Source organism: Kitasatospora sp. NPDC097605 (assembly GCF_040302725.1).
GTDB lineage: Bacteria > Actinomycetota > Actinomycetes > Streptomycetales > Streptomycetaceae > Kitasatospora.
Map to the genome: position 1 here is coordinate 25,882 of NZ_JBEOSF010000044.1, position 12,421 is coordinate 38,302.

Below are 12,421 nucleotides of genomic sequence, written 5' to 3' on the forward strand. Positions count from 1 at the left end.
CGGCCGTCCCGGGTAATCCCAGGAGCGGCCGGCGGGGTACGGACACGTGGTGCCTCTCGGTGTGTCGGGCGGAGGGAAACGGCCGGCCCGCCGGAGGAGGGCCCGGTGGGCTCTCCGGTCCGACGGGCCGGTCGGGGCTGCGCCGGCCGGCCGGGTGGACGCGACCGCGGGCGGGCGGTCCGGGGGTCAGCGGCGCAGTGCTTCGAGGGGCTCGACGCGTGCCGCCCGCAGCGCGGGGTAACAGCCGGCCACCAGGCCGACGAGACCGCCGATGAGCGGCGCGGGCAGGACGGTGAGGGGTTCGATGACGGCCGTCCACTGCTTGGCGACGGCGATGGCGATCACGGTCAGGACGCCGAGGCTGGTACCGATCAGTCCGCCGAGGGTGCCCAGGGCGGTGGACTCGGCGAGGAACTGGGCGCCGATGTGGCGGGGGCGGGCGCCGAGCGCCCGGCGCAGTCCGATCTCCCCGGTGCGCTCCAGCACGGCGACGAGGGTGGTGTTGGCGATCCCGAGCGCGCCGACGGCGAGGCAGATCGCCGCGAGCAGCAGGAAGAGGCCCGACAGGTCGGTGCTGACCTTGTCCCGCAGCGAACGCGGGTCGGGCGGGGCGACGGCCTTCAGCAGCCGCGGCTGGTCCGGGCGCAGGGCCTGCGGCGCCTGGCCGGCGATCAGCTGGGCGGCCCCGAGGCGGACGCGGATGACGGCCTGCGCGGGCCGGTCGTTCGGCGGGCCGTAGGCGGTCAGCGCGGTGCGGGCGGGGACGATCACGCCGAGCAGGGACTCGGGCAGCCGCTGGGTCTCGGCGATGATGCCGACCACGGTGTAGGCGGTGTCGTCGACGAAGACCGCCGGCTGGTCGTCGACCCGGGTGATGCCCAGCAGCCGGGCCGCGGCGGCGCCGAGGAGACAGACCCGTTCGCCGCGCTCCTGGTGGAAGGAGTTGAACAGCACCCCGCTCCTGAGGGTGGGCTGCATCGCGGCGAGCGCCCCCGGGGTGGCGGCGTACAGGCCGATTCCGCCGCCCTGCCGCCCCGGGGCCGTGGTGGAACCGGCGGGCTTGGTGCCGATGGCGGGGTCGCGCAGCGGGACGGTCCACCAGAGGCCGCCGTCGACGACGCCGTTGAGCCGGGCCAGCCGCGCGTCGGTGTCCGCGGGGAAGCCGGTGCGCGGTTCCTCCCCCGGCACGGGGGCGCTCTTCGGGGCCGCCGTCGGGGTGTCCGTGACGGTGACGGTGGTGGCCTGGAGGAGGTCGAAGGACTTGCCGATCTGGTGGGTGACGGTCGTGGTCAGGGCCAGCACCGCGACGAACACCCCGACGCCGAGGACCGTGCCGAGCATGGTGAGCACGGATCTGGCCGGCCGCTGGATCAGACCGGTGACGGCCTCGCCGACGAGGTCGTGGACGCCCAGGCGGGTGTACCCGGCCCGGCGGGTCCGGCGGGCGCGGACGGCGGAGCGGAGCCGGCGGGCCCGGCTCGGAGGTACCGGGGAAGTCATGAGTCCCGCCCGTCGGTGGTGTCCTGCCGGAGCCGGCCGTCCAGGATGGCGACCCGGCGGGAGGCCCGGGCGGCCACCCCCGGGTCGTGGGTGATGACGATCACCGTGACGCCGTCGGCGTGCAGGTCGTCGATGAGGTCGAGCACCGTGCCGGCGGTGCCGGAGTCGAGGTTGCCGGTGGGTTCGTCGCACAGCAGCAGGTCCGGGGCGTTGACCAGGGCCCGGGCCACGGCGACGCGCTGGCGCTCCCCGCCGGAGAGGGTGGTGGGCACGGCGTCCAGGCGGTGGGCGAGCCCGACCCGGCGCAGCACGGCCTCGGCGGCGGCCCGGCGCTCGCGGCGCTCCCGGCGGGTGTGGGTGACGTAGAGCCGCGCGAGGGCGACGTTCTCCACGGTGGTGCGGTGCGGGACGAGGTGGAAGGCCTGGAAGACGAAGCCGATCCGCCGTCCGCGCAGGGCGGTGCGCCCGGCCTCGTCCAGTTCCCCGACGTCCGCCCCGCGGAAGCGGTAGCTGCCCGAGGTGGGGCGGTCCAGCAGGCCCAGGAGGTTGAGCAGGGTCGACTTCCCGGAGCCGGACGGGCCGGTGACGGCCAGGTACTCGCCCTGCCGGACGGTCAGGTCGGTCGGGTGCAGGGCGTCGACCGGCGGGGGGCCCGGGAAGGACCGGGCCAGCCGGACCAGCTCGATCACCGGTTCCGCCGGGGCCGGCGGCGCGGCGGCGGGGTGGACGGCGGCGGTGGTCACTCGCCGATCACCACCCGGTCGCCCGGCGCCAGGTGCCCGCCGTCGGCGGCCGTCACCTGGACCAGCCCGTCGGCGGACGGCCCGGTGGTGACGTTCACCAGGCGCCGGGTGCCGTCCGGCGCCATCGTGGTGACATGGGTGCGGGTGTCCGCTCCGGCGAGGACCGCCGCCTCGGGCACCGCCAGGACGGCCTCGGAGGTCGTCGCCGAGGTGATGGTGATCCGGACCTCCTGGCCCGCCCAGGCCTTGTCCCACGGCTCGGCCGGACTGATCGCCAGCGGCACGTAGGCCGCGCCTCCGTTGACCGCCTGCGGCGGGGGCCCGGTGGGCTCGCCGCCCTTGCCCGGCTGCGCCGGCCGCGCGTCACCGGGCGCGACCAGGCTCCCGACCGAGGCCACGGTGGCCTTCGCCTCCCGGCCCTGGGTCTCGGAGAGCACCTGCGCCGCCATCCCGGCCTTGACGAGGCCGGCGCGCGCCGGGTCCAGCATGCCGACCAGCTGCGTCTCCCCCCGCACCAGGGTGACCACCGGGCCCTTGACCGCGTCGCCGACCTCCAGCGGCAGGGCGGCCACCCGGGTGGGCCGGGAGGGCAGGTAGACGCACTCCGAGGCGGGCAGCATCGGCCCGTCCACGCTCTCCGCCTGCCGCAGCGCCTCCTCGGCCTGGGCGACCCGCCGGCGGAGCTCCGCGAGGTCCGGGGCGGGCGCCGCGCCGGCTCCCGGGGTGGTGCCCCTCCCCGGATCGGCCGTCCTGCCCGGATCGGCCGTCTTCCCGGGGTCGGCCCCGCCGCCCGCGGCGGCGCCCGGGGACGGGGCGGAGGCCGTCGTGGCCGGGGGCGCCGACGACCGCTGGGCCTCCTTCAACGCGGCCCGGGCCTGGTCCGCCTCCTGCCGGGCCGCCTTCACCGCGGCCGCGGTGGTCGCTCCGGTGACGGGGACCTGGTAGCCCATGGCCGTGTACAGCGCCGTGAGGGCCCGCTTGGTCCCCGGCCCGAACGTCCCGGGCGTGTCGGCTCCGACGTCGTGGCCCAGCTTGCCGAGCGCGGTCTGCAACTGCTCGACGTCGGCGCCGGACTCACCGGGCGTCAGATCGCGGTAGAACGGCAGCGGGCCCTCCAGGGCGAACACCGGGCGTCCCGAGTACTCCACCAGCGGGACACCGGGCTGGACCTCGTCGCCGGGCCCGGCCAGCAGCCGGGTGACGACCGCGCTCGCCCCGCCCGGGTTGCCGGCCGTGGCGGCGACCGAGGTGGGGGTCACCGAGGTCTTCTTCCCCTCCGAGAAGGTGCCGCGCAGGACCACGGTGCTGCGCAGCACCTGCGAGGTGACCGGGGCGGTCACGGTGCTGGCCCGCGGCGGCCCGGCGTCGGCCGCCGCCTGCGCGGGGGACTGGACGAAGGACGAGCCGGCCACCGCGCCGACCGACACCAGCGCGGCGCCCAGCGCGGTGGCCATGATGGCCCGCCTGCGTCGTACCAGCCGTCGCCCGGACGCCTGCGGCGGCTCGGACGGCTCTCCGGCTTGCTCCATGACGTTCACTTCGCTCGTTCCTGTCCCTGGTCGGCCACGGATGCGCGAGATGAGAGGTGCGGACGGAGGGCCGGCGGCCGGCCCCGGGTCCGTCAGGCCCGGCCGGTCACCGGGCGGCGGCGGCCTTCACGGCCGCCTCGATCCGGTCGCGGATCTCGGTGAGGGCGAGTTGGTTCTTCTCGATGAGCTCCCGCTGGATCCGGCTCTCGGTCTCGAACCAGACGCCGACCAGGTTCACCGACTCCTTGCAGTCGACGTCCGCGAGGGCGAGCGTGATCTCGGCCGAGCCCACCGCGCCGGAGCTGTTCCTGGGCGCGAGCCTGAAGGCGTTCTCGGGGAGGTCGACGGTGTAGCCCTTCCCCGCCATGCAGGACGACCACTGGGCCAGCGCCGCCTGCACCTCGGGGGCGGCCTTGGAGGTGTCGAAGCTCTCGTTGTCGAGCCGGCCCGACAGGCCGGTGTCCAGGATCCCGCCGACCTTGTTGCGCGCCTCCCGACGGCAGCCCTCCCGGGGGATGGGGATGCCGTTGAAGGTCGGCGGGGCCTCGGGCGCGTCCGGCTTCAGCTCCACGCGGCCGCTGAACACCGCGACCTGTGCGGCGCTCATCTTCGGCGCGGGCGGCGGGGTGTAGGACTCGGTGCCCAGGCCGTAGCCGAGCTTGGCCGCCGACTCGCGGTCGGTGAGGCCGTACCGGCGGACCATGTTGGTGTCGTCGTAGATGCTCGCGGGGTTCGCGTCGGGCGCCGGCGGATCGTAGGAGAGTCCGAAGCGGGCCATGCAGTCGCGGGTGAGCAGGCCGACCGCCCGGTCGATGGTCACGCGCTGCGGGTAGTTCTCCATGTAGGCCGCCATCGGGAGTGCCAGGCCCTTGGTCAGACCGCTCTGCGCGACGGCCGGCGGCGCCCCCGCGCCCTGGTCGTCCTTCGGTCCGGACGGGGCCGAGTCGGAGCAGGCGCCGACACCCAGGAGGGCACCGCCCGCGAGCAACGCCGCCGCGACCCTTCCGGCGGGAGTCCGTAGGCGTGGGCGGAGCGGTTCACCGGTCATGGGATCGCTTTCTCGCGGAGGTGGGTGTCGGTCGCCGTGCGGGGGCTGCGATGGTTGCGATGACGTGCCGGTCCGGTTCGCCCGGCCCCTGGAACGGGCCGGGCGAACCGTTCAGGAGGCCCGGGGGCCGACCGATCAGGCCCAGGCCTGCGAGGCGTTGTTGTTCTTGAGCGTCGAGTCGAGGTTGACGCCGTTGTTGCAGCCGTAGTCGCCCGAGATGTACTGGGCGTGGCCGCCGTAGTTGGAGTTGTAGTAGACGCGGTAGTTCGCGTTCGACGAGCAGGCGAGCACGGAGGCCGCGTTGTTCTTCACGCCCTGCCCGTTGCCGGCGGCGCCGGAGAAGATGTAGTGGATGTTGATCCCCGCCCCGGAGTAGTCGGGGACGTTGCCGAGGAACTTCGCACGCGCGCTGTTGGTGTAGCCGTTCGCGTCGACCGAGTTGTAGTGGACGTACAGCACGTTCGTGCCGTCGGTGCAGTCGGGGCTCGTGTTGACCATGCAGTTGTCCGACACGAAGTAGTCCGTGGCACTGGCCTCGCCCGCGACGACCAGCGAGCCGGCCAGCGTGGCGGTGAGGGTGGCGGCGACCACCGCTCCGCGCGCGACGAAATTCGACTTGATCCTCATGGTATTCCCTTTCGCGGTGTCTTCGGGAATTCCCCCGCGCCCGGGAATCCGGGCACGGCGGAATTCTCATTCAGCACTTGCTCGGGAGCATCTCTCGATGGATCGGGGGGGTGCACGTCCTGCCGCCGGCCCTGAATCATTGCCGCCGCGGAGGCGAGGGCCTCTCCGCGCGGAACACCCACCCCCTGCTGCTCGCCTGCCCCAGGCGAACATGACCACATCACATCATCATGAGGCCGAGTCAAATCGGGCATACGTTATATAATTTGATAACGCTTTGATAACGCTTGATCTTTGTGTCGGACTTGTTTGTATGGAAATTTGATCACTATTTCCCGACATGTCCGAACCATGTCAAGGTTCGTCGGCGACGGTCCCGGCTGCTCCGCCCCCGGGGATTTCCCCCGGTCCGTCAGGTGGGGCGCGATGGTTGCCGGACGAAGGGGAGGAACAGGTCGGCGGCCGCCTCGGCGTGGATCGTGAACTGTTCGCGTGCCCGCGCCGGGCCGCCGGCCTCGATCGCCGGGGCGAGGGCGCGGTGCCGTCGGTCGGGCGTGTGCGGGACCCCGTGCCGCCGGGGTGGTGGGCGAGCAGCCGGGCCGGCTCGTGCCGGATCCCCTGTCCGGCCTCCAGCGGACGCCGGGAGCCGGAGAGTTCGGCGATGAACAGATGGAGTCCGGCGTCCGCCGTGCGGTCTGCCTCCGCGTCGGCGGCCGCGGCGTTGGCGGCGGCCTCGAGTTCGGGCATCCCGGCCAGTCCGGCCTCGGAGGCCCGGCGGGCGGTCGGGGTGTCGAGTGCTGTGGTCGGCGCCCCACCGCGCGTGCGGGATGCGGCCCTTCACGGGGAGGCGGGCAGCGGGACACGGCGGGCGCCGTCCAGTTCCGGCAGCGCCAGCAGGATCGGCAGGTCGAGCTGGGTGACCTCGCGGAGCTGGACGTCGGTGCCGTAGACGCGGCCGCCGCGGGCGCGGACGGCCCAGCCCGAGCCGACGAGTCTGGGCGGGCGGATCTGGGGTCTGGGCCGGTCGTCGTCGGTGGCCACCGCGGCGGCCCGGATGAACCACTGGCCGTCGGGGACGTCGAGGCGGAACGGCCGGGCCTCGTCCAGGATGTCGCAGGACTGCGGGTAGCCCTCGACGATCGGGGTGTTGAAGGCGCCCACGTAGACCCGGACCCGGCCGACGTCGGAGGGGAAGAAGAGCTGGCCGGTGACGGTGGACAGGCCGCGGGCGGGCCGGCCGGCCGGCGGGGTGAGCGCCGGGAGGTCGTCGCCCTGGGCGAGTAAGCGGTAGCGGGTCGGCGGGACGCCGACGCTGCGGGTGAAGCGGCTGGTGAAGGTGCCCAGGCTGTTGTAGCCCACCCGGTAGGAGATGTCGGTGACGCTGGCCGGGGTCTCCAGGAGGTGCCGCTTGGCCATGTAGAGCCGGATCGCGGTGAGGAACCGGCCCGGTGACGTGCCGGTCAGCTGATTGAATATCCGGGTGTAGTGGAATTTGCTGTAGGAGGCTGTCCTGGCCAGTTGCTCAAGGGAAAGCGGATCCGCGTAGTTCTGCCACATGGTGTCTATACTGCGCTCTATCGCCGCCGCAATAGGCATCCGGAAATCCCCCACCTGTGTCGTTGGTATCGGTGATCTAGCCGGGTCTGCACGGGGTCTGCGGGCCAACGCCCGCCCCGCCCGGTGCTGCCCGGTCCGTGCGGGGGGACGCCGCGTGGGATCAACGACTCGGTGGCTCCCTCATCTGCTGCGATGCTCCCGCTTCTGATCGGAACCGGCCGGGCGGCGCCTCGGCCGGGTTTGGCGCAGACACATCGTTTTGCTGTCGGGTGACTTTCGCACCTTCTGGATTGCGGTGTGGGCGGAGGATCTAAAGTCGGCTGCCGATGGCGGCGACCTATACGTCCACGAATGTCCGGTGTCGGATACCGGGGGGCACGTCCGGAGAAGCGCGTACGGGCCGGTGTCCGGAAAATGAAACGCGGGATCGGATTGAGCGTGCTTCGGCAGGGAAGGGAATGTCCACATGACCGCAATGCAGGACGTCTGCGTCGACCTGGCGACGGAAGGGGCCGAACTTGCCCGGCTGGTGGCGGACCTGTCACCCGGCCAGTGGTCCGCGCCGACCCCGGCTGCGGGCTGGACGGTCCGGCACCAGGTGGCGCACCTGGCGCTGGTCGGCCACCTGGTCGACCTCGGGGTGCGCGACCCGGCCGCCTTCGAGGCCGAGACCGCGCCGGTCCGGGAGGACTTCGAGACCGGTATGGCGGCCCGGCTCGCCGAAGGCCTCGCCGAGCCCGTCCCCGACCTGCTGCGCCGCTGGGCCCGGTGCCGGGCCGCCGCCGAGCAGGCGCTCGCCGCCACGCCCCGGCGGGAGCCGGTGCCCTGGCTGGCCGGGCCGCTGCCGGCGAGCGTGCTCGCCGCGGTGGCGCTGATGGAGCTGTTCGCGCACGGCCAGGACGTCCACGAGGCCCTCGGCGTCCCGTACGTCTTCACCGACCGGATCGGCCACATCGCCTTCCTGGGCACCAGGACCCGGGACCTGGCGTACCGGGCCCGCGGTCTGGAGCCGCCCGCCGAGCCGTTCCGGTTCGAGCTGACCGCCCCGTCCGGCGTCTCCTGGGCGTTCGGCCCCGAGGACGCCGGGCAGCGGATCCACGGCCCGGCCGCCGACTTCTGCCTGCTCGTCACCCGGCGCAGGCATCGCGACGACCTCGCGCTGACGGCCGTCGGCGCGGCGGCCGACCACTGGCTGGGCATCGCCCAGACCTACCCGGGCCGGCCCGGCCCGGACCGCGGTCGCATTGGGCAATATCGCGTATAGATCGGCCACTCGGGCGGCTGGTTTCCTCGCTCTCGGGCCGCTTCGGCCCGCCCGCGACGAGGAAACCCTGGAGGTGCCGTGCCAGAACAACGGACGAGTCGGTGGGTGCTGGCCGGACGGGCCTGCACCACCGCGTCGATCATCACCGCCCACCTGGCCGCCGCGCTGCCGCAGTTGGCGACCCGCGGCGGCCGGGCCCGGCTGGCGGACCGGGCGCCGCGGCTGCTGACCGCGCTGGGCCCGTTCTTCGTCAAGGCCGGCCAACTGGTCAGCACCCGCCGTGACCTGCTCCCCGAGCACTGGTGCGACGCGCTCGCCGAGCTGGCCGACGAGGTCCGCCCGCCGCGCCGCGCCGAGGTGGCCCGCACCCTCGCCGAGGCCGGACTCACCGACGCCTTCGCCGAGTTCACGTGGGAGCCGGTGGCCTGCGGCAGCATCGCCAGCGTCCACCGCGCCCGGCTCGCCGACGGCACCGAGGTCGCCGTCAAGGTGCAGCGGCACGGCATCCGACGGGTGCTGGAGGCCGACCTGCGGCTGGCCCTGCTCGGCGCCCGCGCCGGGCGGGTGCTGCCGGGCATGCGGGACCTGCCCGCCGAGGAGATGATCGGCCAGCTCGGCGGCGCGGTCCTGCACCAGCTCGACTTCACCGCCGAGCGCGACGCCCTGCTCCTGCTGCGCGCCAACCTGGGCGCCCACACCGACCTGCGGATCCCGGCGCCGGTCGAGGACCTGTCCGGGCCGCGGGTGCTCACCATGGAGTTCATCCCCGGCATCGGCCGCTTCCGGCCGCTGGGGATGACCATGGAGCGCCGTCAGGAGGTGGTCCGCGACGTGCTCCGGGCCGTCTACCGGATGCTCTTCGTCGACGGCCTGGTCCACTGCGACCTGCACCCCGGCAACCTCTGCCTGGACGGCGAGGGCCGGGTGGTGGTCCTCGACGCCGGGTTCGTGGTGCGCCTGCCCGACGCCGTCCGGCGCTCGTTCGCCGGCTTCTTCCTCAACATGGCGCAGGGCAACGGCCCGAAGTGCGCCGACATCGTGCTGGACAGCGCCGCGCGGCTGCCCGGGGACCTCGACCGCGAGGGCTTCCGGACCGCCGTGACGGACCTGGTGGACGAGGTCGCGGGGGCGCTGTCCAAGGACTTCGAGCTCGCCGCGTTCGCGCCCCGGCTGTTCAAGCTGCAGCGGGACTTCGGGGTGTTCGCCGCGGCCGAGTTCGCCTTCCCGCTGCTGTCGCTGCTGGTGCTGGAGGGGATGATCAAGGAGTTCGACTCCGAGGTCGACTTCCAGGCCGAGGCCGTCCCCGTGCTGATGGCCTCCTTCGCCAAGGACGTCCAGGTGGACGCCGCCCGCCGTCCGCCCACGCCGCCCACCGCCGACGCGCCCGTGGTCACCCCGTGACCGCCGCCGGACGAGCCGGCGGACGGGCCGGCGGAGGGTCCGCCGGGCTGGTCGCGGTGACCGGGGGAACCGGCTTCCTCGGCTCGCACACCGTCGCCGCCCTGGTGGCCGCCGGGGCCCGGGTGCGGTTGCTGGTCCGCGACCCGGCGCGCGTGGCGCCCGCGCTCGGCCCGCTCGGCCTGGATCCGGACGCCGTGCGGACCGTCGTCGGCGACGTCACCGACGCGGCCGCGGCGGCCCGGCTGTGCGAGGGCGCCGACGCGGTGGTGCACCTCGGGTCGGTGTACTCCTTCGACCGCAGACGCCGCGGCGACATCGCCCGCACCAATGTGCTGGGCACCGAGACGGTCCTGCGGGCCGCGGTGCGCTCCGGCGCCGGCGCGGTGGTGCACGTGTCGACCGTCGGCGCGCTGATCCCCAGCGCCGACCCGGAGCTGCACGCCGACAGCGCCGTGGGCCGGCCGGCGGAGCCCTACCTGGCCAGCAAGGCGGCCTGCGAACGGGTCGCCCGGCGGCTCCGGGAGGAGGGCGCCCCGGTCCGGATCGCCTACCCGCCCGCCCTGCTCGGGCCGCACGACCCGGGGCCCGGCGACCAGACCGGCCGGCTGCGCGACGCGCTGCGCGGTCTGATGCCGCTCTGGCCCACCGGCGGCTTCCCGCTCGGCGACGTCCGGGACACCGCCGCCGTCCTGGCCGGCCTCGCCACCACGCCGGCGACGGACGCCCCGGCCCGGGTCTTCACCCCCAACCGCTACCTCACCACCGCCGACTACCTGGCGGCCCTGCGGACGGCCACCGGCCGCGCCCTGCCCGCCGCCCGGCTGCCCGGCCGGGCGATGCTCCCGGCGGCCCGGCTCGCCGACGCCGTGCAGCGCTGGTGGCCCTGGCACCTCCCGGCCGAGTACGGCGCGGCCTACACCTGCGTCCACGCGGTGCCGGTCGCGGCGGCCGCCACGGTCGGCGCTCCCGATTCCCGGCCGGTCGAGGAGACGATGGCCGACACCGTCCACTGGCTGTACCGGACGGGTCGGCTGACGCGGCGCCAGGCGGGCGCCGCGGGCGAACGGACCCCATCATGACGGCGCCGCCGCCCGGCGGCCCGGAACCCGAGGAGACGACCGTGACAGCGGAGCGGACCCAGCACGATCCGGCGGAGCAGTACCTGGTCTACCGGCGCAGCCGGGAGGCGATCACCGCCCTGGTGGCCGGCCTGCCGGACCCGGCCGCCGTCGGCGTGCCCGCGTGTCCGGACTGGAGCGTGCGGGACCTGATCGGGCACCTGGTGCACATCTGCGAGTCGTTCGTCGCCCTGGAGGACAACCAGATCGACCTGGGCCCGCTGGCGGACGTCCCGGTGGCCGGGCTGCTCGACCGCTGGAGCGGGCTGGACGGCGAGCTGCCCGCGGCCCTGGACCGCAGCCCGGAGCTGCGCCGGCGGATCCTGCTGCTCGACGTGTTCTCGCACGAAGTCGACCTGCGGCTGGGGCTGGACGCGTCCGCCGAGCCGGCCGCCCACCCCGCGTTCGACGGCGCGCTGGACCTGACCACCATGGGCTTCGGCCTGGCGGTGCACGGCGGCGGGCTGCCGGCGCTGCGGATCGAGACCCCCGGGCGGAGCTGGGTGGTGGGGGAGGGCGAGCCGGCCGGGACGGTGCGCGGCGCGGCGGTGGACGTGTTCCGCTCGCTGTCCGGCCGGCGCACCCGGGCGCAGATCGAAGGTCTGGAGTGGTCCGGGGAGCCGGCCGGGCGGTGGGCGGAGGCGTTCGCCTGGGGCCCGTTCGCGCCGCCCGCGGCCGAGGTGGAGCCGCTCGTCGGCCGCTGAGCGCGCGGTACGGACACGGCGAACGGGCGGGACCGCTGAGCAGCGGTCCCGCCCGTTCGCCGTGCGGAGGCCCCTCACGCCCCGGTCAGGGCGGGCAGCCGCACCGGGGCGGCGCCGGGGGCCTGACCCGGCAGCCGCAGCGAGTCGAGCTCCGGCAGGGCCAGCAGGATCGGCAGGTCCAGCGGGGTGAGCCGGCGGGCCGCCAGCCGCACGGGCGCGTTCTCGTGGCCGTGGCGCACGCAGAGCTCCGGGCCCGAGGCGACCAGCAGCGGCCGCCGCTCCCAGGGCGGGGCCGGGAAGTCGCTCGCGGCGACCACGGCCGCCCGGACGAACCAGATGCCCTCGGGCACGCGCAGCGTGAACGGGCCCGGCCCGTCCAGGATCTGGCAGGCGACCGGGCTGCCCTGCACGATGGGTTCGCGGAACGCGCCGATGTAGATCCGCACCGGCTGTCCGGTGTCCGGTGACTGGATGGTGCCGTGCACCGCGCAGGTGCGGCGGACGCCGTCGGGGTGCGCCGCCGGGCCGGTCCCGGGTTGCCCGCCCCGTTCGGGCAGGCCGGCTCTGGCCAGCGCCCGGTAGCGCGCGGGCGAGAGGCTGACGCTGCGGGTGAAGCGGCTGGTGAAGGTGCCGAGGCTGTTGTAGCCGACGCGGTAGGAGATCTCGGTGACGCTGAGGTCGGTTTCCAGCAGCATGGTCTTCGCCTGGTGCAGCCGGACGGCGGAGAGGAATCGTCCGGGGGAGGTGCCGGTGAGGGTGCGGAAGACCCGCGAGAAATAGAATTTGCTGAGGATCGCCGTGTTCGCGATCTCGTCGAGCGAGAGTGGTTCCTCGTACCGGTCCCACATCGTCGCTATCGCGCGTTCAACAGCGATCTGCATGTCTTCTCTCCAACCTCGTCCGATGAATTGGTGGCGTTCTCGAGGGGCG

At 74.4% G+C, this 12,421-nt stretch carries 11 protein-coding genes; 4 read left to right on the top strand and 7 right to left on the bottom strand.

Going from position 1 to position 12,421, the window contains the following annotated elements; translation table 11 throughout:
* Nucleotides 1-186: 186 nt before the first annotated feature.
* The 6 genes from ABTX81_RS33540 to ABTX81_RS33565 form a co-directional block, all read right to left on the bottom strand.
* Nucleotides 187-1,500 (bottom strand): ABC transporter permease, encoded by a 1,314-nt coding sequence (locus ABTX81_RS33540; RefSeq protein WP_350553556.1) that lies wholly within the window; start codon nucleotides 1,498-1,500, stop codon nucleotides 187-189.
* Complete coding sequence (locus tag ABTX81_RS33545; RefSeq protein ID WP_350553558.1) at nucleotides 1,497-2,243, bottom strand: ABC transporter ATP-binding protein; 747 nt, start codon at nucleotides 2,241-2,243, stop codon at nucleotides 1,497-1,499. Before ABTX81_RS33545 ends, ABTX81_RS33540 begins: the two co-directional genes overlap by 4 nt.
* A complete protein-coding gene (locus ABTX81_RS33550; RefSeq protein ID WP_350553560.1) occupies nucleotides 2,240-3,697 on the bottom strand; it encodes a peptidoglycan-binding protein in 1,458 nt (485 codons plus the stop codon). Before ABTX81_RS33550 ends, ABTX81_RS33545 begins: the two co-directional genes overlap by 4 nt.
* Before the next feature lie 181 nt (nucleotides 3,698-3,878).
* The gene (locus tag ABTX81_RS33555) at nucleotides 3,879-4,820 is read right to left on the bottom strand and encodes a hypothetical protein (RefSeq protein ID WP_350553562.1); all 942 of its coding nucleotides are present in this window, start codon (nucleotides 4,818-4,820) and stop codon (nucleotides 3,879-3,881) included.
* Between the two features lie 135 nt (nucleotides 4,821-4,955).
* On the bottom strand, nucleotides 4,956-5,447 hold the full coding sequence (locus ABTX81_RS33560; RefSeq protein ID WP_350553564.1) for a hypothetical protein: 492 nt from the start codon (nucleotides 5,445-5,447) through the stop codon (nucleotides 4,956-4,958).
* Nucleotides 5,448-6,284: 837 nt separating this feature from the next.
* On the bottom strand, nucleotides 6,285-7,004 hold the full coding sequence (locus tag ABTX81_RS33565) for a helix-turn-helix domain-containing protein (RefSeq protein WP_350553566.1): 720 nt from the start codon (nucleotides 7,002-7,004) through the stop codon (nucleotides 6,285-6,287).
* A 466-nt stretch (nucleotides 7,005-7,470) separates the two neighbouring features.
* Between ABTX81_RS33565 and ABTX81_RS33570 the strand changes: the two genes are divergently transcribed.
* The 4 genes from ABTX81_RS33570 (at nucleotide 7,471) to ABTX81_RS33585 (ending at nucleotide 11,491) form a co-directional block, all read left to right on the top strand.
* Nucleotides 7,471-8,268, top strand: a complete 798-nt coding sequence (locus tag ABTX81_RS33570; RefSeq protein ID WP_350553568.1) for a TIGR03084 family metal-binding protein — start codon at nucleotides 7,471-7,473, stop codon at nucleotides 8,266-8,268.
* 78 nt (nucleotides 8,269-8,346) lie between these two features.
* Complete coding sequence (locus tag ABTX81_RS33575; protein ID WP_350553570.1) at nucleotides 8,347-9,669, top strand: ABC1 kinase family protein; 1,323 nt, start codon at nucleotides 8,347-8,349, stop codon at nucleotides 9,667-9,669.
* Between the two features lie 56 nt (nucleotides 9,670-9,725).
* Complete coding sequence (locus ABTX81_RS33580) at nucleotides 9,726-10,748, top strand: NAD-dependent epimerase/dehydratase family protein (RefSeq protein WP_350553572.1); 1,023 nt, start codon at nucleotides 9,726-9,728, stop codon at nucleotides 10,746-10,748.
* Between the two features lie 41 nt (nucleotides 10,749-10,789).
* Nucleotides 10,790-11,491 (top strand): maleylpyruvate isomerase family mycothiol-dependent enzyme, encoded by a 702-nt coding sequence (locus ABTX81_RS33585; RefSeq protein ID WP_350553574.1) that lies wholly within the window; start codon nucleotides 10,790-10,792, stop codon nucleotides 11,489-11,491.
* Between the two features lie 74 nt (nucleotides 11,492-11,565).
* Here the strand turns inward: ABTX81_RS33585 and ABTX81_RS33590 are convergent, their stop codons facing one another.
* Entirely contained in the window at nucleotides 11,566-12,372 is an 807-nt protein-coding gene (locus tag ABTX81_RS33590; RefSeq protein ID WP_350553576.1) for a helix-turn-helix transcriptional regulator, read from the bottom strand.
* Nucleotides 12,373-12,421: the final 49 nt, after the last annotated feature.